The organism is Roseibium sp. RKSG952 (genome assembly GCF_009711355.1).
Map to the genome: position 1 here is coordinate 1 of NZ_SMMF01000859.1, position 18,870 is coordinate 18,870.

Sequence of the window (18,870 nt, forward strand, 5' to 3'; positions counted from 1 at the left end):
TCCGCTGCGTCACCACTCCGCCAAGAGGCCTTTGCAAGTCTTTTCAAGGACTTAGAAAACCGGACATGTGGTGTTAGGCAATTTCGTCCGGTGCGTTAGGCAAATATCTGTTCTCGGGGCGTTCTGTCAACTGCTCTTTGCGTTTTTCACACGTAATGCAAATTTGACCTTTGCAGCGTCCCTTCCGTAGTGCTTTCCCATCGACGCAGACTTGTCGCCAATGGCCTTGGCCTTGTCTTCGTCGCTGAAACCAAGCTCCTCCAATTCGCTGGCATAAGTGACCCGCAGGCCGTGAAGGGTAAGGTCCGATCCGGTCGGAACTGCCTCTTTAAAAACCGCGCTTGCCTTGAAATCCTGCCAAGCCTTCCGCATGGCGTTTTCGGACGGGTAGGGCCGACCACGCGAGTTCTTGCAGATGGTCAGGGTGGCCTTCTTTTCGGATTGAAGCGCGGCATCCAGATCCGGCAATACCGCAATCAGACAGTCTTCGCCGTTCTTCAGGGCTGTGTACTCAATGAAACTCCCGTGCTCGCCAATACGGGTAATGTTGTCCCATCGCAGCACGGCGATATCCTGACCGCGCATACCTGCCCATTTGGCAAGGGCCAGAACCGGACGCAAATGGGGACTGGCGATCCGCCACACGCCCGACCATTCCGCAACCGTCCATCGGCGATTGGCGCTCTTTGAGTTCTTGTGAGCGCGCCGGATGCCAAGAACCGGGTTCACTGTCAGCCCTGCATAGCCATACTCAACACCAACCGCAAAGGCAGCGGACAGGCAGGCGAGGGCGTCATTGGAGAATTTCGGGTATCTGTCTTCTGCCGCCCGGTCGCGAGTCTTTGCCATGTCTGCCGGGGTGATGGAGATGACCGGTGTTTTAAAGCGCCCCTTGTCCGAGAGCCAGTCCATGACCTTTTGATAATCCGCCTGGGTCCGGGGGGCGAGGTTCTTCCATCGGTCTTTGGTCTTGTAATATTCGAACAAGCCGCCGAGTGTGCCAAAGCCCCTTTGCTTCGGCTGCTCCGCCAGTTCACCGTAAAGCTTCAGGATGGCAGGCGTGGACAGGTGCTTGTCCAGATCGGCACGGGAGCCTTCAAAGCCCTTCACGAGTGCTTTCCGGTTCGCCCGGATATAGGCGTACCACTTGCCCCGGCGTTGATATACAGAAAGCCCTTTAAGTCGCACTTTCGTCATCCCACATGCCTCCACCGCCCTCCTTCGGGCTGTGAGGATATTTCAACGAACGCGCCCATTCCTCAAGGTCTGACACCAAGTACCGCTTTGCTTCGCTCTTGGTGTCTGGAATAACGGCTGGCATCAGCCGGTGATCCTTGGCGCAAAGGCGGGTGAACAGGCTTACCGACATGCCGAGCATTTCGGCTGCTTTTTGCTGGTTCACAAGGATCGGGCGCACAGTCATAACCTACTCCCTCTCAATCAACTCACGAACCATCTCTGCGGCAACGGCTGCGTTGAATGATGCGTGAGGCAGGTTCTCAAATGCCCTTGCGGCTTCTTCCAGTGCTTCAAACCGGGTTTCCTTGCGAATGCCTTCCACCAGATCCAGCAATTGACCGATATGCTTTGAAGGTACTGGCAGTCGCTCGTTTGAGAGATGGCGCATGCGCACCAGATCCAGAGGGGATGTTGTTCCTTGTCCGTCCATGGGGGCTCCTAAAAATTGTCCTCTAGGATTGTCTCGACATGCTCAACGCGTACCTTGACGATGCCGCATTCGTTCCAGCAGCTCCTGCTTTCCTTGAGGTCTTCAATAGACGGGTAGACAGGATTCCCGCCTTTGGCCCGTCCAAGCTCGCAATCAAAGTCGGTCTTGCACATGTAGCCTTCTGTGACTGGTTGGGTGCTCGTCATCAAATCTCTCCAAAAACGTCCACTGGATTGATCTTGCTCCAAGCAACGAGCTGTTCTTCAGCCAGTCGTTCAAGAATGGTGCAGGCGGAATACTGGTTGATCTGCGTGGCTTCCAAGGCGGTGCGGACGGCAGTCTCAAACTGCACCTCGGCGTTTGGGAGCGCATCCCATTTCTGGCCTTCGGATTCCAGCCATTCCAGAGTTGTGAGGGTTGTCTGATTGACGGGCTTTTTCATGGGCTTTCCCCTTTTCCATCTCAGCCGCGCATGAAGATCGGTCCAGTACACGTCGCCGGAACCGTAAGTTTCCATGAAAAAGCGGGGCTTGGACTTAGTTGCGCAGAAGGTGAACTTGTTTGCGGTGTGCTCGACGGGGGCGGTCATCACGTCTTCCTCTTCTGAAATCCCCGGCTTGGGAATGCCGCTTGACGAAGTCTGCGGCGGTTTTCTGCGGTGTTGCGAATTACTGGCCCTGCATCACCATCAATCGTTCCGGGCGTGGGCGGCTCTGCGATTGCTTCAGCCGCATCGCAGGGCACGGCAAAGCGGATCAGTGATTTACCCTCCCGCTGCGTGTAGTATCTGCCGCCGTCGGTGACGGTTTCCCGCGAGTACTTCCCAGCCCAAGAAAGAGGGTAGGCGTAACCGGCGTTCTCAGGACGCCAGAACGTGACATACGGGTTCGTGCGCCAATTTCTGCGCATGTCAGCGATGTAGAATCCCGCCATCAGATATCCCTCGTCTTTGCAAAGCCACGTCCCTGAAGCTTGGCCTTGGACTTCGGCCATGTGCCGTTGTGCTTCCTGCGCATCCGGTCGGCCTTGCGCATCATTCCGACTTCTTCAGCCGTCTTTTCCTTGTGAGGATCGCCTGCGAGGATGGGCGCTAGATTTCGCTCCCTGTTTTCCCCGCCGAGGCCGAGTGCCTTGAGGTGTTCCAGCTCCCATTTGTCGCCAGCCTGGATCTTCAGCCCTGTCCGGTGACATCGGCCTTGAAAACGCATGAACACACGGTCCTTGACCCGATCTGGAACGGCGCTGTCTGCCGTCTTGCCAATCCATTCCTCGACCTGACGGCCACCGAGAGGGTTATCGATCATGGGCATCAGCGATCCTTCCTACAGAGGGAGCGGGGGCAGGGGCACGCATGGCTTACCTGTACTTTTCAGGAGTTGCGCCGCAACGTGGCCAGACGGTGCCAAAGTGGTCCGTGAACATGCCGGTCTTTAAAAGGCCGTGGCTCTTGGGGAGGGGGAGCTTGCCCGGACCCTGGATCTTGCGACCGCTAAAAAGGCGGAGCGTGACGTGAAAGGGGAGTACTGGACGGTAAGCCTTGCGTCCGCGCGCTGTTGATTTCATGTTACGCCTCCAGTTCATCCGCAAGTCCGTTCAGCTCGGCGGCAAGCAGGCGGGCGGCTTCGGGAGAAACTGAGGCAACGGCCATTTCTCCCGAGAGCCCGTCGCGGGCCTTTAGCAGGACGTATTTCTGGCCGGTTCCGGGATTGGTGTTGGATGCGACCTTGATCGTATCGCCGTCCAGTCCCTTGATTGGTGTGACATCATCAAAAACAGACATGGGTTCTTCCTTCTTTGGTTCAGACTGACGCCTTCAGGCGGTGAGCGGCGGTGTGCATGGTTAAGTTTGGCCTTCGTCTTTGTTCAGCAAGTAGCCGCAGCACCCCTTGAAATCGTCTGTAACCGCCCTGACTCCACAGACGCCCATGAAGTAATCGCAGTCATCATATGGAGGATTGCTCTTTGAGACGCATGACTTGCGGCCTATCGGACACTTACTCTCAAGCGTCACCGTTCCATCCCAGTTGGACCAAGCGTCGATGTTCGGCGTCCACCGCTTGTAGTCTTCAACACTGGGCTTGCGCACATCAGACATTGACGTTCCTTTCTTGATCAGTTGCCGGGGAGCCCTTCAGGGCAAGACGGACTCCCCGGCATCGGCGGTGGGATGATGGGTTCACCGCCGAATGGGTTATGCTGCTTCCTTCGCTTGAAGAAGGGATGCGCCAAAGGTTTCCGCGCACCACTTGTCAGCCCTTGAAACGAATTCGTTGAATGCCTCCTGATCCATTTTGTCGAAGGCGGTCGAGTCCGGTATCCAGTACAGTGAGCCGTCAGGCATCACGGCTGGCGTGACATAGCCCATCTTCATTTTGATCAGATTGTGAAGATGTTCCGCAGTCGGAACACATTCCGTTGCTGCCACGAATTGCGACAGGCAAGCCCAATACATTCCCTGCATGGGCAGTGAGCGCGGCTTGACGATCTTGTCAGCCTTCAGCCGCTGCCCCTTCTTGAAGCGCTGGCAGCGTTCAAGGTCATATGGAGTGGCAGGAACCAGTGCGCGGCCATCCCATTCAAAGATGAAGGGCTCCTTCATGCCGCATTCTCCAATTGCTGGATTGCGCTTTTCTGGCGCTCCTTGATCTGGATGACCGGCGAAGAGAACTCTTGCGGGGCGTGTTTAACAAAGCGCTGAAGGCGTTCGGTGCGCCATAAATCAGCTAAATCATCAAGGCGCTGGCATTTTTGAACCATGCGCGTGAGGTCGTCGCGCTCTTGTGCCCAGTTGGGGGGGGGTGGTTCCGCCGGGGCGTCTGAAGCGCTGTGCTGTTCGGGCTCGTCAATGCCGACATTGGCGTGGGTCTTGTCGTAGAGGGCGAGGCCGAAGCGGTTGCCGAATGTTTTCAGCGCACGTTTTTCCGCGTCCGTCTGAGCCTCTTTGATTGCTAACTCATAAGCGTCATGAATGTCTTTGGACGCACCAGAGCCAAAGCCGACACCATCGCGCACACATCCACCTGCCGTGATGCGCACCGTACAGCGAAAGGACACAACCCAGTTGCCATTATGGTTCTGTGTCGGCTGCGTGTTTTCCGCGAGGGCAACGACTTCGGTTGTCCAGCCGTCAAAGCCGAAAATCTCGTTTGCGGTCGCTTCGCAATACCACCCCTCGACATAGGATAGGGTTTGTCCGGCCTTTTTGCGTCGCGCAACGTTACTTGGGTCGAGCTTCTTCTGAAGCTTGGCTGTCTGTTCACTGGTGAAGGTCATACCGGCACCTTGTCTTCATGAATGACAACACCGGGCATGTCGCGGAACTTGTTGGCAACACGCCGCTTTGCAATGGCATCAAGGCAATCGAGAAGGGGCTGTTTCTCGTATTGCCAGCACCAACGGGCGAACTCGGTCGCATTGGTGATCTCGGGCCGATAAACGGTCCTGAGTGTCATGGCGCGGGCACCACCCTTGGCCGAGGCGGTTTGCTTGGAAGCTTGCCGCGCTGCCCGTTCAGCGTCTTTCGCGAACTGCACCTGACGCTCTGCTTCTTCGCGGGCGGCAAGATCACTGGCGCGGGCGGCTTCCAGCGCCTCGCGGGCCTTGCGGGCTTCTTCTTCGGCTTTGGCGCGGGCTGCAGCTTCTTCGCGGCGGCGCAGCTCTTCCAGCTTGATCAGCCAAGGTTGATTGGCCTTCTTGCAGACATCCGCAATCCGGTCGCATTGCTCAAGTAGCGGCTTGTACCGGGTCTGGATTTCCTTCTTGCCGTCATCGAAAGGCTTGGCTTCTTTCTTGCGCGCCGTGTCTGCTTCCTTCTTGGCCTTCCGCGCCATGTCGAGAAGTTTTGCGATTGCGTCTGCTTCGGCCTGCGAACTGACTTCTGCCCCGTCCAGCCAATGACGCGCCTCTTCCTCAAGGGACAGGATAGAAGCCTTGGCATCATCGAAAGGGGACGGTGGGTTATTGTGACCCAATGGAACGACCGTGCTCATTCTGCTGCCTCCAGAAAGACCGGATTTGATGCCGGTGTTACGTTCAGCAGGGCGTTGAAATCCTGCATGGCCCAAGCCGCATTGGCTTCAATGGATGGAAGGCTGAAACGGCTTTGCTCAAGCTCGTCCCGGTTCATCTTCCGGGCTTCCTCCATGAAGAGGTGAATGCCACGAATGGCGGTCAGGTAATGGCGCTCTGCGCGTTCTGCCGGGGTCATTTCAAAGCCTCCTTTCTCGGCTGTTCGGGTCCAGTCCTTGCGAGTTCCTTTGCTCTGGCCTCGGTCGCCTCTGCGTTTCGGTACATCCGTTGGGCGTTGTTGCGGTCTGCGTTGATGTCGCACTTCACCCGGTTGATGGCCTTTGCGTTTCCTTGGCGCTCAAGATCGGGCAAATGGGCTTCCTGCTTGTCTGCCCGTCCTTCCAGTTTGTGAGCGGCTGTCTTGCTGCGCTCTGCGAAACCTTTGAGGGCTTCAGCGCTGGCGAGATTCCTCGGAGTGTTCATGCTGACCTCCTGTGTTCGTTCCTTTCTGAAACCCTCTGCAAGAGCTTGAGAAAGTGCCCGCCCGGTGATCGGTGGGTGGGCCAGTTGGGGGAGGTTGTCCTTTCGTCTGAAGTTGTCAGCCCGACGAAACACACCTTCATCCAGTGTGTTTGGTGGGGCTGGCTGCGTAACCAATTCCTGCGCGCTATCAGCTGGTATGCGCGGATGCAGCCTGTTGCCCGGTGCCCTACATGGCGTCCTCCTGTTGGTTCGGATTGCCTTGGCCGATGGGGCCTTGCCCGGTTCCGGGTCGTTAGGGATGGTTGCCCCGGCTGGCGGGAGGAGGAGCCAGCCGGGACGTTGCGCCGGGGGAGGAACCGGCGCGGTGGGTTCGGGTCCAAAAGCTTGCAGCCTCGTGAAAGCAGCTCATGGAAAACAGGATCGTTGCCGGGACTGGAGCTATTGCCAGCCAGTCAGCGTATGAGTGTGTGTGCATGTGGCGGCGGGTCATGCTGCAATCTCCATTTCGTTGAGTGCGTAGCTGCCCCATTGATCGGCTATGGCCTGAGCAGGCCCGGGAAAGAACCGGGAGCGGAACTTCCATCGTTCTGCGCCGGGGCTGGCCTTGTGCACACTTGACCGGGCCGTTGAACCGTCCATGGTGCCGGTCTTCACAAGCGGCGGGAGGTTGCGCAGGTAGAAGCAGGTCGACTTCTTCTCGTTGTTCACGTCTTCGTCGGAATGCGCGAACCACCATGGGTGAATGATGCAGGACGGTTTTTGGTAATTCCGAATGCGCTTCATGGCGTGCGGGTGCATCACCGGGTTCTCTACGGCGACATGCGGGATATCGGCATTCCAGCAATCGGAGAAAAAGGCGGCGGCCCGATCCAGGTCTTGCCAGAGCCATTCCAGCTTTTCTTCGCGTGTCCAGCTCTCGTATTCTGCCGGGTAACTCGGCTGCCGTTTCTTTGGCGGCTCATGCAGCCAGCGCACGCCACTGTTGCAGAGCCGGGTACAGGGGGGATGGAACACCGCAAGCAAGTCCCAGTCTTCGTGCAGGTAGTCCCGCAAATCGCCGGTTATGTGCCTGTTGCTGCCATCCTCTGCCGGGAGAAGATCACAAGACCATGCATCATGCCCGAGTGCGAGGAATGCATTGCGGACAACGCCGGAAAACTCGCAACCAACCAGAACCTTGAGGGAGGTCATCACGCAGCCTCCACTTGATCGAACTGAGCGAGCCAGTTGCGGAAGATGGTTTCCTGTTCGGCCCTAGCAGCGTCCTCAGCAGCGTCCTCAGCATCGAGCCAATCGTCCTCAGTAGCGTCCTCAGCATAGAGCCAAGCGTCCCTAGCTGCAGCCTTAGCGGCGACCTCAGCGGCGGTATAAACTTCGTTCCTAGCGTCCCTAGCTGCGGCCTTAGCTGCGGCCTTGGCGAACGGGCCATCGACGTCCGCAGCTGCACCTACTGCGGCGTCAAGTTCCTCGCGGGTTACTTCACCCTTTGCAAAAGCTCGCGCTGTCTCAATTACTTTGCGAGGCCGACTTTCGCCCACAGGAACGAATTCCAGAAGCGGCTCCACAATTTCGCAGACAAGCAACCTGACGGCGTTATCCATTTCCTTGGGCAACGTCCTAAGCCACCAAAGCGTGTCATCAAGTCCATTGCTTTCAAGGATCGTCAGGAAAGAAACCGGCTCGTCATCGGCTTTTGTCTTGCCGAGGTGGATCAGGAGCTTATTCCATTCGTCTGCACACGGTCCGCACCTACGAATGGCGTTGAGTGTGGTTGTCAGGGTCATCACGCAGCCTCCCGAGCTTTGAGCATTGCGTCTGCATAGCGGTAAGCCTGCCGCGCAATGATTTCTTCACGGGTCCCCACCGCCTTGGTCGCGTAAGGCAGGAGGGATTCGCCGTTGCTGTTCGGACTGCGCCCCACCCGGTCATAGTCGTTGATTGCTTCCGGTAGAGCGCAGGCTGCGAAGTGGTCGCGCAAGGTCTCCCGCTGCGCGGAGGTCGCGCCCATCAGCCGCGTGATGATTTCGGCGTTCATTGAATGCTCGGCCCGCTTGGCGGCGTTCTTGATCTCGTCACGCATTCCATCTGGAAGGCGGAGTGGGTACTGGTCGGATTTGCGGTTGCAAACGATCTTTGCTTCTTTCATCACACGCCCTCCGTTTCAGCAGTGCGCGCCGTCAGCATCCTTGCCGAATACTCCGGGTGCATTCCGAGAAGGTCGGCAACGGCTTCCTCGGCAGAGGCTCCACGTCCATAGATGCCGGTTTCTTCGTCGCCATCGAAATGGGCGCACCATTCCTGCGAGGCGGGGATGCAGCCGGTATCGCGGGTTGTAATGATGGGGGTCATCATCACGCAGCCTCCGCAATCTGGTCGGTGATCTCGCCAATGACGGCTTCGTAAGCGGCTTCGTGGAGAGCGTTCCAGAACACGGCGTCAGGGCCTTGGGAGTCCCGGCTGACGCAAAGGTGGCGGGTGCCGCGTTGGTCAGGAAGTTCGATTTTGTCGACGTAGATTTCGCCGTCGTCGTCGATGCGGGAGAAAACCACAATCTCGATTTCTTCGAAAAGAACGCGTTCGTCGTAAATGAAAGGAACGTATGCGGTATTCTGAAACTCAGTCATCGGCTTGCCCTCCGTTGATGAGAATAGAATAAGAGATATTTCTCTTATGTCAACACAACAAGAGATAAATATCGTATAGGATTGTTCCGAGTTCAGGCTAACCCTCTGATCGCACACAAAAAAACCGGCACGCGGGCCGGGTTGTTTTTCCAGATTCGTCTTTAGGTGGTGGGGTGGGTTAATAAGACGAAAATGTTGACTTTTATGTGGGAAGAACCCTATATTTTATGAGAGCGGTCATGCTTCGGAATCAGCCAGAGCTGTCGAAAGATTGCAGCGCGAAAGCGTCACGATGGCCCGAGGGGCCGCTCGCCATCACCTTAAATTCATTCAGTATTTCAATGTGCTGGTTTGAAAGTGTTGCTTCGTTCCAGTTCGGAATAATCTTTAGTCCGTAGCTGTGATAATTGCTGTTCCTGTTGTAAATGACTCTTTTCAGAGACTTTAAATAAGATCCCTCCACGTCTCCGAAACGATTGGGCTCGAAGGCTTCCGTAATCGCTTTTGCGCCGCAGTCGGCTAGTTGAAGTGCTGCATTCCGTGAATGATCCTGCGCATCGATCTGGTCTATGTCGATGACCGGCCAGTAGATTTCCGTCACTTCGTTGTTTTTTAGGTGGATGAGGTAGTCTTTAAAAGCCTCGTATGAAATACCGCCCCGGCAGGAAAACACTATCTTCACCTTACCATTGCCCTCAGGCACGATTTCTCGGTGGTCCCGGCAAAACCATGATATTCTCTCTATGACGTATCTCGTCATATAGAAGTATAATTGGTTTTTTTCGGTGTAGGTGCCTTCCGGTATGTCTTTCTTGTTGGTGAGGGCTGCCGTGTACCTTAAAGGGAAGGTTGCAAGCTCGCGAGCAACATAGCGCCGCTGCTGGTGGTTCAACTGGTGGAAATGCAGTTGCCGCCCCTTACTCTTTTTGCCTGCTCCGGTCTTCAGCCTATCGCGCCAGGATACAGTTTCAGCTTCGTTCTTTGTGCGAATGATGCAAGCGCAAATGGACATCCAGTTTGATGATCCGCCATTATCTCCGATCTTTCTGAACTTGTCGGGGTCCAGTCCGTCATCTCCAGACTCATCGATAAACGCGCTAAAGGAATGAGGCATATTAGATTACACGCAAATAACAGTGTGTCAGGGCGGCGCGCCGAGGGTTGTAGGCGAATCGCAAGAGTATTGGGTAACGATAGGTGGATCGCTGGAATGGCACAATCATAGATTGGCCGTTGTGAAGGCGCTCGCTCGTAAGGACTTTGCATTCTTCCTTGAGGTTAATTTCTTCCAAGTCCTGCCGTGCTATTTCCGTAACGGCAACTTTGTCAAAATGACAAACTTGCGTAAATGTGAGCACATACTATTTATTCAGCTTATGGATAGTAGTGATAGCCAAAAAGACATAACCGCTAAACTCGCAAATCTTTCATTCGGGAATATTGATGCAATAAAACGCTACCTTGGATTGGATAGTTACGACTCGGTTGTAGTAGTCTTGGTTGTGGCGGCTGGCTCTCGCGAAGAAGCAGGGATTTCCGAGGCCGAAGTTGCGCGGCGTACCGAGTTCACAAGATCGAAGGCAAACCGCCTTCTGAAACGGTTGAGTGACACCGGGCATTTGGACGTAATATCAGATAGTTACCCTCGACGGTTCCGCTACAATTTCCATTACGCAGAGGCCGCTTACGAAGACGCCTCAGAGGCAGAGCGGCAAAGGCTCACAAAGGCTGTCGTTGATAATAGTATTGAGGCAATGATTACTTTATATCAAGTTTGGGCAGTTGCTCATTTTGACAAAGTGCCGTAATTCCGCTTGCGTAATCAAAAAGAGCGCATGACAATTTTACCCGTCAAAAGGGAGTTGGCATGCGTGATTTGATTGAGTTGTTTAGTGAGATTGAGAGGCTGGGGCCGAAGAGGGTTCACCGTCAACTTCAGCGGTATTTGCGTGGCTGTCATCAGGCTTCATCGTCGAAAGAATCGCAAGGAACGCCTTCCGCTGATCAGGCGACATTGTCGAAAACAAATGCACAGCTTTAGTTGTGTCGGGGTCACCCTTTGCACCCGTTAAGATGGCGATGGGGTCAACATTCATTGCTTCGCAGAGCGCAATAAACTTATCGACTGTGGGCTGAACATTATTGCGGACCATTTGGCCAACGTATTGATCGTTCAAGCCAGCGCGCATCGACAGCGCACGAGCGCTTACGCCTGCGTCTTTTGTATCTTGTATTGCGGCTAGGAGCCTATCAAACCAACCATCCAACATGAGTAGCAGCATAGCGGCGATACCGTTTTTTGCATTAAAGATAAAACTCGCACTTAAGGTGCGTTGACAATAAGAGAAATATCTCTCATATTTTGAATATGAGACAGGAACTCTTGAATATCGCCGAGCAGGTTATGGCTGCTAAGGGTTGGACCCCGGAGCAGCTTGAGCGCCGTTTCGGTTCGCCAAAGCTCATGCGGACAATCCGATCCGGCAAGCAAGGTCCGACGCTCGGGACTGCCGAGCGGTTCAAGAGTTGGCTTGAGGCGCAATTAACTCAAGCAAATAGTCAAAACGGCGATTCCAAAGCGGGGTGCAAATGACCATCCCGCTCACATTTTCCAGCCGGTTCGGCTGCGGCGTCTTCCAAGGCGTCCCGATCCCAGACAAGCCGCAACTCTGGCCGCAACAGCCAGCGAATTGGATCGTCTGCGGCAAGCGCCGCACCACCCTCGAAGACTTGAAGATAGGGGCATTTGTTCATGGCCCCGAAGCTAATCGCAATCAGACGCAGCGTCATTAAGCGAGGCCGAATATCCATGCCGACTAGAAGAACAACAGAGGAACAAAGACACAAGCTCAAGGCTGCCGTCCGGCGTCAAATAGGGTTGCTCGGCGGCGTTGATGCGGTCGAGGAATTGAGCCGTGTCCGTCATCAGATGCATTCCAACTATGCCGGGATTGGCGAAGACCAGCGCGACTTCCACATGCCGATTGATATCGTCATGGACCTCAGCCTAGAGGCAATCCATGCGGGCGGGCGTCCTGAAATCCTTGATGAACTGGCGGATCATTGCGGCTTCAACCTCTGCCGTAAAAAGCACCTTCGCACCGACGCCTCTCCAAAGGAGTTGACGGCGGACTTCCTTGTCCATGGCTCGGAACTGAACCGCGACATGGTGCTGGCAATGGCCGATCAGGTGATCAGCACCGAGGAACACGCGCTCCTGCGGCCTCAAGCGGTGGCTCTCCGCCAGCTCGTGGACGACATCATTCATGCGCTAGATGCAGGCGTTCAGCAAAGCGCCGCTCAAGAGCAAAGCGCTCAGAAGATCGTGGAGATCAAGCGATGAGCGTCGGGCGTGGAGCGGGGCGTCTGGCGTTCTGGACCGCCCCTTGGCTGGATAGGGAGGGGGAGAGATGAGCAAGTTGCGCGTACTCTCACTATTCGCCGGGATAGGCGGATTTGATCTCGGGCTAGAGAGGGCAGGCGGCTTCGAGACGGTGGAATTTTGCGAAATAGAGCCCTTTCAAAGGGCGGTCCTAGCGAAGCATTGGCCGCATGTTTCTTGCCATGCCGACATTAAAACAATGAATGCGCCGGTCCCGGCAGATGTCGTGTGCGGCGGCTTTCCTTGCCAACCTTTCAGCACGGCCTCGCGCGGCAGGAGGGTCGCCCCGGACTTATGGCCGGAGATGATGCGGATAATCACTCAAGCGCAGCCAGAATACGCCATTTTGGAGAATGTAAGTGAGCAGGCGATTGAACAAGCCGCCAACGACCTTAGAAGCTTCGGCTTCAATGTCACAACTAGAAATATTAGCGGAAATGACTGCGGGGCACCTCATGAGCGCCGCCGTTGGTGGGCCGTTGCACACCCCCACGAGGAAAGCGAATTTCAACGCGCCCTCGATGCAGAAGTGGCCAAGTTGCCGGAATTATGTGCGGGCCTTTGGAGCGCAGAAGCCTACGCCGGAGCACTTCGAGTTTCTTATGGGGTTCCCCACCGGGTTCACAGAGTTGAAGCACTCGGAAACGCTGTCATTCCGCAAATACCACAAGTGATTGGCGCTGCGATCCTTAAAGCCCGCGCAGGCACTCTTAGGGAGGAAGGACGATGACCCGCTACGACTTCGATTTCTATTGGGCTCTGTCCGGCTTGGGCGTGATGCTTGTAGCCGCGTCAATGCTTGGCCTTGTGGTTCTCCTTCCCGGTCCCGAAACCACGCTGACCAAATCAGACCGTCTTCCGGTCGCTTGTCTGGATGGAGGGAAGGCATGACCGGCAAGGCAACATTCCTTCCAAGCAAATCCGGCCCGATCTTCATGCACCCTTGCGAGGCTTGTGATGAATGGGGCGCGTTTGGTCAGGATGTCCATCTGAGACAGGCGATTGCTTCCAAGCGAAAGCACCTCGCAGGCCGATGGTATTGCGCAAAACACAGGCCGGGGAGGGCGGTATGATCTACCTTGGCTTCGCAAGCCTGTCTCTGGCACTCCTGATCTGCCTCGTCTTCGCCTTCTATCTCTCCTTCTCCCGTCACGGGAACAATTGGGGAGGTGAGGAATGACTGAAAACTGGCTTTCCCTTCCGTTTCCACCATCCGTCAACGCCATGTACCGGAACGTTTCCGGCAAGGGCCGGGTGAAGTCGGCAGACTATAAAAAGTGGGAAAAGCAGGCGGGGTTCCTGATCCTTGAAGCGAAGCCCCGACCTCACACAGGCCCGGTGCGGATCAGCTACACCTTCGGCGCAAAATCTGGCCGCTGGGACATGTCCAACTTCATCAAGGCGATTGAAGACCTTTTGGTCACGCACGGTCTTATCGAAGACGACAGCGCCAAGATCATCAAGCGCTTCACTGTCACGCAGAACCCGAACCTGGAGGGTGTTCTTGTGCGGGTGACAGGTGGAGGCATCAAAGAGGGGGAGCATGACCCTTAACCACGATTCTTAGGCTCGACTGACAGCGAGAACGAAAAGTGAATACCTGCGCCATCCAAGGCGCGGGACGGGAGAAGTTTGTCCTTTTGAACGCTTTAGGAATGTCATGACCCAACACTATATGGACTCCAAGGCAGCCGAAGAAGCGCGGGAAATCCGCAAGATCATTCGATCCATCAAGCCCGATCAGTTGTCCCGGTCGCATCGGGACGTGCTTATGAAGCTCGCCAATGTCTGGATCTACCACAAGAACAAGGGCGTCATCCGCCCCGCCCGTCACGTCATCGCAAAGGCTGTTGGCTGTTCGGTGCGTACCGTTTCGGCTGCGCTGGATATTCTTCGGAAAGCCTCGATCCTGACTGTAAAGCGGTTCGGGAAGGGTGGCCGCAAGCCGACAGAATACGCGCTGAGCTTCGATAAGATCCGCGAAGTGTTTAACCCGCACGGCGTCACGACCAAGCCCGGAGAACTGGCGGAAATCCGGAGAAAATCAGCGTCCTCCGCCACGAAATCAGGCCCGAAAAACCGTGCAATTTTTGCACACGTATATAATAAATACCTCAAACCTTCATGGGCTGCGCTGAGCGCAAGCGGCAAGCACAGCGCCTTGAACCGCAAGCCCCTTGCGGGCGGGACGGTCGGAACTGACCAATCCAGTGATTTGAACTTTCCTCAAAGTGCAGAGCCAGCCGTTGGGCATGAGGCTTCCAAAAGCCCTCAATCTCCTGGATGGGAAAACCACGGACATTGGGAAACGCACGATATCGGCGGTTTTGAACTCCGCGAGTTCTGGCGTGGGGGTGTCCTATGCTGAGCACTCTTCGCCCGCACCAGATTTCAGCCATGACGATGCTTCGCGAAGCTCTCAGGGCAGGCAAGCGCCGCCCGATGCTGCAAGCCCCGACCGGCTTCGGCAAGACCATCCTCGCAGCGGCAATCGTTGACGGCGCTCAAGCCAAGGGCAACCGCGTTGTCTTCTGCGTCCCGGCGCTCTCCCTGATCGATCAAACCGTCAAATCCTTCTGGAAGGAAGGCATTCAGGACGTTGGCGTCATCCAGTCCGGGCACGAACTGACAAACCCGAACCGGACCATTCAGGTCGCCAGCGTTCAAACCTTGCAACGGCGCACATTGCCCCTGACCGATGTCGTTGTCATCGACGAGGCGCACAGGTGGTTCAAGTTCTACGGCGAATGGATGAACGATGCACTTTATGAAAAAGTGCCCTTCATCGGGTTGAGCGCCACTCCCTGGACCCGTGGCCTTGGCAAATACTTTGATGACCTGCTGATTGCCGCCACAACGCAAGACCTGATCAACAAGGAGTTTCTTTCAAGGTTCCGCGTCTTCGGCCCGTCGAGCCCGGATCTGACCGGCGTTCGGACTGTTGCCGGTGATTACCACGAAGGCGATTTAGCCGAGGCCATGGACAAGCCGCAACTGACGGCGGATGTCGTTTCAACGTGGTGCAAGCTCGGGGAGGGCAGGCCAACGCTTGTCTTTGGCGTCAACCGCGCCCATGCCCGCAGCCTGCAATCGGAGTTTGAAAAGGCCGGTGTTCGGGCCGGGTATATCGACGCCTACACCACGAAGGAAGAACGCGAGGCGGTTGCGGATCGCTTTCACAGCGGCGGGCTTCAGGTGGTTTGCAATGTCGGATGCCTGACCACGGGCGTTGATTGGGATGTGCGCTGCATTGTCTTGGCGCGGCCTACCAAGTCCGAAATGCTCTTTACCCAGATCATCGGGCGCGGACTTCGCACGGCAAAAGGCAAGGATGATTGCCTGATCCTGGATCACTCGGACACGCATCAACGCCTTGGATTTGTCACGGACATTCACCACGAGACGCTATGTGACGGCAAGCCGAAAAAGCCCCGGAAAGACGACCGTGAAAAGTCTGCGCCGCTTCCAAAGGTCTGCCCGTCCTGCTCGTTCCTGAAACCGGTCAAGGTCCATACCTGCCCGTCATGCGGGTTCACGCCGGAACGCCAGAACGACGTTGAAATGCTTGAGGGCGAGCTTGTGTCTCTGGACGGCAAGAAGCAGAAGCACAGCCCGGAAGAAAAGCGGCGCTGGTATTCCGAGCTGCTGGGCTATGCCACAGAACAGGGCAAGACATCGAAATTCGCCCTCGCCAACTTCTACGAGAAGTTCGGTGAGTGGCCCTACGGCAAGAACAGCGCAAGACCGTCCGCGCCGTCTGATGAAGTCCGGTCCTACATCCGCAGCCGTCAGATTGCCTATGCCAAGCGGCGGCAGAAGCAAAAAGCGGGGGCGGCTGCATGACCAGGATTTCAGACCTTTGCCGCAACAAATGGCCGGACTTGCTGTTGAGGCTGGGCGTTGACCGGCGCTACCTGACCGGCAAGCACGGCCCTTGCCCGATCTGCAATGCGGGGACGGATCGCTTCCGTTTTGATGACAAGGACGGACTGGGAACCTTCTTTTGCAATAGCTGCGGCGCTGGCGACGGCTTCAAGTTGCTGATGGAAATCCGGGGCTGGAACTTTGCCGAATGCGCCAAGGCTCTTGAGGCAATTGTGGGGGGCGCACATGAGCGAAAGCCTGACCAGCCGGTCAACCCGGACAAGCTGAAAAGTGCAAAGAACACCCTTTGGTGCGGGGCGCGTCCGGTCCTTGACGGCAATCCGGTCGCGAAATGGCTTCAAAATCGGGGAATCCATCTCGAAAGGTTCCCCGATGCGCTCAGATACGCGGAGCGTTGCAGCTACCACCACGAACAAAACCGTTTCACCCATCACCCGGCAATGATTGCCATGGTGACCGGGCCGGACGGCAAGCCAACGACACTGCACCGTACTTTCCTAACCCCGCTCGGCAACAAGGCGGACGTGCCGAAACCGCGCTTGGTCATGCCCGGAAAGATCGCCAAGGGGTCTGCCATCCGGCTGTTTGAACCGGCGGAGGTGATGGGCATTGCGGAAGGGATCGAAACCGCATTGGCCGCACATCTGGTTTGGCAAATCCCGGTTTGGGCAGGCTTGAATGCAGGCATGGTCATGCAGTGGCAGCCGCCAGCCATCGCCAAGGAAATCCATATCTTCGGGGACCATGACGCCAACTTTGCGGGCCAGTCCTCAGCCTTCGCCTTGGCGCACCGGCTTTCTCACGAAGGGAAGACCGTAACGGTTCAATTCCCTGACGAACCGGGCGACTGGAACGACTTCCTTCTTTCACGGCAATACCGAAAGGCTGGGTGATCCGATGTTGCAAGACATAAGGAAAGTGCATCAGCTCGTAAATAAAGTTGGATGCAATGAGTGCGGGGTAGTTCCGAAATACTCAATGGAAGAATGGGTAATATTCCACTTTTCCCCGCAATCAGCGCCGCTTGATGTTCAGCTATTCTTCACGGGTGCTAAAATGCCGATGCAGAAAGGCGAAGAGATCAAGCACAATGTCGCGTTGGAGTTCAGGGTTACTGTTGCTCAAATTGTAGGACGGTCACGGCTGAAGAAATTCACCCGAGCCCGGAAGAAGGCCATGTACGAGGTTTTCAAGCAGACTGGTTATCCACTGTCGCAGATAGGTCGCATGTTTGGCGGTCGCGACCATACGACTGTGATCAGCAACATCAAGCGCTACTGCCGGGACAATAATCTTGAGATCCCGCATGGCCGGATCTGGAAAAGCCGGGGCCACGCCAAGCGCAACAACCTCCCACTCCCTGACAGCAACCAGGTAACGGAATGAAGGATCTCATGACTTTGGAAAGCGAAAAGCCTGTTTTGGATGCCTGTTGCGGAAGCCGGATGTTTTGGTTCGATCCGGAAGATGAACGGGCGATTTTCGGTGATATCCGCCGTGAAACTCACGAGCTGAAAGACAGGACAAGTGCAGGCGGCTCAAGGCAGCTGATCATTGATCCGGACCAGCAAATTGACTTCCGCGACCTCCCGTTTCCTGACGGGCGATTTCACCTCGTCGTGTTTGACCCGCCGCACCTCGTCAACAACGGCACGTCCGGCTGGCTGGCAAAGAAATACGGAAAGCTCGGCCGGGAGTGGCGTGAGGACATCAAAGCAGGTTTCGCAGAGTGTTTCCGCGTTCTGAAGCCGCACGGAACCCTCGTGTTCAAGTGGAATGAAACCGATGTGCGGGTGTCCGAGATTCTGGCTCTCACAGACCACAAACCGCTTTTCGGGAACCGTAGCGGCAAGCGCTCACAAACCCACTGGCTGGTTTTTCTGAAGCCTGACCAAGCAACGGAATGAGGAACAGACAATGACCTTCCTCGCAAACACAAACAAGTTTGTCGTTGAGTTCGAGCAGCGCCCGAAACCGCACATGACCATCACGCGAAAGAGCGATGGGTTATCGATCATGATCAAGGCCAAGGGGTTGGCTGGCATGTTCCGCGACTGCCTGAAAACGCGTTCACCGGACAAGGTGACAGAAACCTTTATCAGGATGCTCTATCCGACGCCGACTTGGAAACGGTTTCACAAGGAGGGCGTTATCCCGGCTCCGGCAGACGGCGAAAGGGTGGGGTGATGCCAATCAAGCCGGAAAACAAAAAGCGCTATCCGCCAGACTAGAAACAGATCAGCAAGCGCATTCGCGAGCGGGCGCAAAACTGTTGCGAGGGTTCGCCGGGCGCCTATCCCGACTGCCGCGCCGAGAACGGCAAGCCCCATCCGGTTACAGGGTCCAAGGTGATTTTGACCGTCGCGCATCTGGATCACACGCCGGAAAACTGCGCTGACGCCAACCTCATGGCGATGTGCCAGCGCTGCCACCTGACCTATGACGCGGCACATCATACCGAGAACGCAAGACACACACGGCGGGCGAAAATGGCGCTTGCTGACATGTTTGAATGAAGGAGACCTCACATGGCAGGAAGCGTAAACAAGGTCATTCTGATCGGCAATCTCGGAGCCGACCCGGAAATCAGGCGGACACAAGACGGCAAGCCAATTGCAAACTTGAGCGTCGCCACCTCGGAAACATGGCGGGACCGGACCTCGGGCGAGCGGCGTGAAAAGACGGATTGGCACCGCGTCGTGATTTTCAGCGAGGGGCTTTGCAAGGTCGCGGAAAGCTATCTCCGCAAGGGCTCAAAAGTCTATCTGGAAGGTCAGCTCAAAACGAGAAAGTGGCAGGATCAGTCCGGTCAGGACCGC

34 protein-coding genes are annotated in these 18,870 nt (G+C 56.0%); 13 read left to right on the plus strand and 21 right to left on the minus strand.

The window, feature by feature from the left end:
• Positions 1 to 126 precede the first annotated feature (126 nt).
• The 19 genes from E1297_RS11065 to E1297_RS11155 all read right to left on the minus strand — a co-directional run bounded on the left by E1297_RS11065 (position 127) and on the right by E1297_RS11155 (position 9,898).
• On the minus strand, positions 127 to 1,197 hold the full coding sequence (locus tag E1297_RS11065; RefSeq protein WP_155137987.1) for a tyrosine-type recombinase/integrase: 1,071 nt from the start codon (positions 1,195 to 1,197) through the stop codon (positions 127 to 129).
• Positions 1,178 to 1,423, minus strand: coding sequence for a hypothetical protein (locus E1297_RS11070; protein ID WP_155137989.1), 246 nt, complete (start codon positions 1,421 to 1,423; stop codon positions 1,178 to 1,180). Before E1297_RS11070 ends, E1297_RS11065 begins: the two co-directional genes overlap by 20 nt.
• 3 nt (positions 1,424 to 1,426) lie before the next feature.
• Positions 1,427 to 1,669, minus strand: coding sequence for a hypothetical protein (locus E1297_RS11075; protein WP_155137991.1), 243 nt, complete (start codon positions 1,667 to 1,669; stop codon positions 1,427 to 1,429).
• Positions 1,670 to 1,677: 8 nt separating this feature from the next.
• The gene (locus tag E1297_RS11080) at positions 1,678 to 1,875 is read right to left on the minus strand and encodes a hypothetical protein (RefSeq protein ID WP_155137992.1); all 198 of its coding nucleotides are present in this window, start codon (positions 1,873 to 1,875) and stop codon (positions 1,678 to 1,680) included.
• Positions 1,875 to 2,258 (minus strand): hypothetical protein, encoded by a 384-nt coding sequence (locus E1297_RS11085; RefSeq protein ID WP_155137994.1) that lies wholly within the window; start codon positions 2,256 to 2,258, stop codon positions 1,875 to 1,877. Before E1297_RS11085 ends, E1297_RS11080 begins: the two co-directional genes overlap by 1 nt.
• Positions 2,258 to 2,602, minus strand: coding sequence for a hypothetical protein (locus E1297_RS11090; protein ID WP_155137996.1), 345 nt, complete (start codon positions 2,600 to 2,602; stop codon positions 2,258 to 2,260). Before E1297_RS11090 ends, E1297_RS11085 begins: the two co-directional genes overlap by 1 nt.
• Positions 2,602 to 2,973, minus strand: coding sequence for an HNH endonuclease (locus tag E1297_RS11095; RefSeq protein ID WP_368669526.1), 372 nt, complete (start codon positions 2,971 to 2,973; stop codon positions 2,602 to 2,604). Before E1297_RS11095 ends, E1297_RS11090 begins: the two co-directional genes overlap by 1 nt.
• Before the next feature lie 260 nt (positions 2,974 to 3,233).
• On the minus strand, positions 3,234 to 3,449 hold the full coding sequence (locus tag E1297_RS11100) for a hypothetical protein (RefSeq protein ID WP_155138000.1): 216 nt from the start codon (positions 3,447 to 3,449) through the stop codon (positions 3,234 to 3,236).
• A gap of 411 nt (positions 3,450 to 3,860) precedes the next feature.
• The gene (locus tag E1297_RS11105; RefSeq protein WP_155138002.1) at positions 3,861 to 4,268 is read right to left on the minus strand and encodes a hypothetical protein; all 408 of its coding nucleotides are present in this window, start codon (positions 4,266 to 4,268) and stop codon (positions 3,861 to 3,863) included.
• Complete coding sequence (locus E1297_RS11110; RefSeq protein ID WP_155138004.1) at positions 4,265 to 4,942, minus strand: RAD52 family DNA repair protein; 678 nt, start codon at positions 4,940 to 4,942, stop codon at positions 4,265 to 4,267. Before E1297_RS11110 ends, E1297_RS11105 begins: the two co-directional genes overlap by 4 nt.
• Positions 4,939 to 5,658, minus strand: coding sequence for a hypothetical protein (locus tag E1297_RS11115; RefSeq protein ID WP_155138006.1), 720 nt, complete (start codon positions 5,656 to 5,658; stop codon positions 4,939 to 4,941). The genes E1297_RS11110 and E1297_RS11115 overlap by 4 nt, the downstream gene beginning before the upstream one ends.
• Positions 5,655 to 5,876: a hypothetical protein gene (locus E1297_RS11120; protein WP_155138008.1), complete on the minus strand. Its 222-nt coding sequence runs from the start codon at positions 5,874 to 5,876 to the stop codon at positions 5,655 to 5,657. Before E1297_RS11120 ends, E1297_RS11115 begins: the two co-directional genes overlap by 4 nt.
• Positions 5,873 to 6,160 carry a hypothetical protein gene (locus E1297_RS11125; protein ID WP_155138014.1) on the minus strand — a complete coding sequence of 96 codons (288 nt, stop codon included), beginning with the start codon at positions 6,158 to 6,160 and terminating at the stop codon, positions 5,873 to 5,875. The genes E1297_RS11120 and E1297_RS11125 overlap by 4 nt, the downstream gene beginning before the upstream one ends.
• 486 nt (positions 6,161 to 6,646) lie before the next feature.
• Positions 6,647 to 7,351 (minus strand): hypothetical protein, encoded by a 705-nt coding sequence (locus tag E1297_RS11130; RefSeq protein WP_155138016.1) that lies wholly within the window; start codon positions 7,349 to 7,351, stop codon positions 6,647 to 6,649.
• Positions 7,351 to 7,944, minus strand: coding sequence for a hypothetical protein (locus E1297_RS11135; RefSeq protein ID WP_155138018.1), 594 nt, complete (start codon positions 7,942 to 7,944; stop codon positions 7,351 to 7,353). Before E1297_RS11135 ends, E1297_RS11130 begins: the two co-directional genes overlap by 1 nt.
• Complete coding sequence (locus E1297_RS11140; protein WP_155138020.1) at positions 7,944 to 8,306, minus strand: Arc family DNA-binding protein; 363 nt, start codon at positions 8,304 to 8,306, stop codon at positions 7,944 to 7,946. The genes E1297_RS11135 and E1297_RS11140 overlap by 1 nt, the downstream gene beginning before the upstream one ends.
• A complete protein-coding gene (locus E1297_RS11145) occupies positions 8,306 to 8,512 on the minus strand; it encodes a hypothetical protein (RefSeq protein WP_155138022.1) in 207 nt (68 codons plus the stop codon). Before E1297_RS11145 ends, E1297_RS11140 begins: the two co-directional genes overlap by 1 nt.
• Positions 8,512 to 8,784 carry a hypothetical protein gene (locus E1297_RS11150; RefSeq protein WP_155138024.1) on the minus strand — a complete coding sequence of 91 codons (273 nt, stop codon included), beginning with the start codon at positions 8,782 to 8,784 and terminating at the stop codon, positions 8,512 to 8,514. The genes E1297_RS11145 and E1297_RS11150 overlap by 1 nt, the downstream gene beginning before the upstream one ends.
• Positions 8,785 to 9,034: 250 nt before the next feature.
• Positions 9,035 to 9,898, minus strand: coding sequence for a DUF3800 domain-containing protein (locus tag E1297_RS11155; protein ID WP_155138026.1), 864 nt, complete (start codon positions 9,896 to 9,898; stop codon positions 9,035 to 9,037).
• Between the two features lie 112 nt (positions 9,899 to 10,010).
• Here E1297_RS11155 and E1297_RS11160 point away from each other — a divergent pair, with 112 nt between their 5' ends.
• Positions 10,011 to 10,592, plus strand: a complete 582-nt coding sequence (locus E1297_RS11160; protein WP_155138028.1) for a helix-turn-helix domain-containing protein — start codon at positions 10,011 to 10,013, stop codon at positions 10,590 to 10,592.
• Positions 10,593 to 10,673: 81 nt separating this feature from the next.
• On the opposite strand, the gene E1297_RS11165 is transcribed toward E1297_RS11160, so the two are convergent.
• On the minus strand, positions 10,674 to 11,066 hold the full coding sequence (locus E1297_RS11165) for a helix-turn-helix transcriptional regulator (protein ID WP_155138030.1): 393 nt from the start codon (positions 11,064 to 11,066) through the stop codon (positions 10,674 to 10,676).
• 277 nt (positions 11,067 to 11,343) lie between these two features.
• Complete coding sequence (locus tag E1297_RS11170; RefSeq protein ID WP_155138032.1) at positions 11,344 to 11,574, minus strand: hypothetical protein; 231 nt, start codon at positions 11,572 to 11,574, stop codon at positions 11,344 to 11,346.
• 19 nt (positions 11,575 to 11,593) lie between these two features.
• On the opposite strand from E1297_RS11170, the gene E1297_RS11175 reads away from it, so the two are divergent.
• The 12 genes from E1297_RS11175 to ssb all read left to right on the plus strand — a co-directional run.
• A complete protein-coding gene (locus tag E1297_RS11175) occupies positions 11,594 to 12,127 on the plus strand; it encodes a hypothetical protein (protein ID WP_155138034.1) in 534 nt (177 codons plus the stop codon).
• A gap of 67 nt (positions 12,128 to 12,194) precedes the next feature.
• The gene (locus tag E1297_RS11180; protein ID WP_155138036.1) at positions 12,195 to 12,896 is read left to right on the plus strand and encodes a DNA cytosine methyltransferase; all 702 of its coding nucleotides are present in this window, start codon (positions 12,195 to 12,197) and stop codon (positions 12,894 to 12,896) included.
• A complete protein-coding gene (locus E1297_RS11185; RefSeq protein ID WP_155138038.1) occupies positions 12,893 to 13,057 on the plus strand; it encodes a hypothetical protein in 165 nt (54 codons plus the stop codon). Before E1297_RS11180 ends, E1297_RS11185 begins: the two co-directional genes overlap by 4 nt.
• 285 nt (positions 13,058 to 13,342) lie before the next feature.
• Positions 13,343 to 13,720, plus strand: coding sequence for a RusA family crossover junction endodeoxyribonuclease (locus tag E1297_RS11190; protein WP_155138040.1), 378 nt, complete (start codon positions 13,343 to 13,345; stop codon positions 13,718 to 13,720).
• A 106-nt stretch (positions 13,721 to 13,826) separates the two neighbouring features.
• Positions 13,827 to 14,534, plus strand: coding sequence for a helix-turn-helix transcriptional regulator (locus E1297_RS11195; RefSeq protein ID WP_155138042.1), 708 nt, complete (start codon positions 13,827 to 13,829; stop codon positions 14,532 to 14,534).
• A complete protein-coding gene (locus E1297_RS11200; protein WP_155138044.1) occupies positions 14,528 to 16,009 on the plus strand; it encodes a DEAD/DEAH box helicase in 1,482 nt (493 codons plus the stop codon). The genes E1297_RS11195 and E1297_RS11200 overlap by 7 nt, the downstream gene beginning before the upstream one ends.
• Positions 16,006 to 16,944, plus strand: coding sequence for a toprim domain-containing protein (locus tag E1297_RS11205; protein ID WP_155138046.1), 939 nt, complete (start codon positions 16,006 to 16,008; stop codon positions 16,942 to 16,944). The genes E1297_RS11200 and E1297_RS11205 overlap by 4 nt, the downstream gene beginning before the upstream one ends.
• A gap of 4 nt (positions 16,945 to 16,948) precedes the next feature.
• Positions 16,949 to 17,437, plus strand: a complete 489-nt coding sequence (locus E1297_RS11210) for a helix-turn-helix domain-containing protein (RefSeq protein WP_155138048.1) — start codon at positions 16,949 to 16,951, stop codon at positions 17,435 to 17,437.
• 8 nt (positions 17,438 to 17,445) lie between these two features.
• Positions 17,446 to 17,958 (plus strand): class I SAM-dependent methyltransferase, encoded by a 513-nt coding sequence (locus tag E1297_RS11215; protein ID WP_155138050.1) that lies wholly within the window; start codon positions 17,446 to 17,448, stop codon positions 17,956 to 17,958.
• Between the two features lie 10 nt (positions 17,959 to 17,968).
• Complete coding sequence (locus E1297_RS11220; protein WP_155138052.1) at positions 17,969 to 18,238, plus strand: hypothetical protein; 270 nt, start codon at positions 17,969 to 17,971, stop codon at positions 18,236 to 18,238.
• A 161-nt stretch (positions 18,239 to 18,399) separates the two neighbouring features.
• The gene (locus tag E1297_RS49815) at positions 18,400 to 18,567 is read left to right on the plus strand and encodes a hypothetical protein (RefSeq protein WP_209015751.1); all 168 of its coding nucleotides are present in this window, start codon (positions 18,400 to 18,402) and stop codon (positions 18,565 to 18,567) included.
• 12 nt (positions 18,568 to 18,579) lie between these two features.
• A partial coding sequence (gene ssb, locus E1297_RS11230; protein WP_155138056.1) for a single-stranded DNA-binding protein occupies positions 18,580 to 18,870 on the plus strand: 291 nt, incomplete at its 3' end.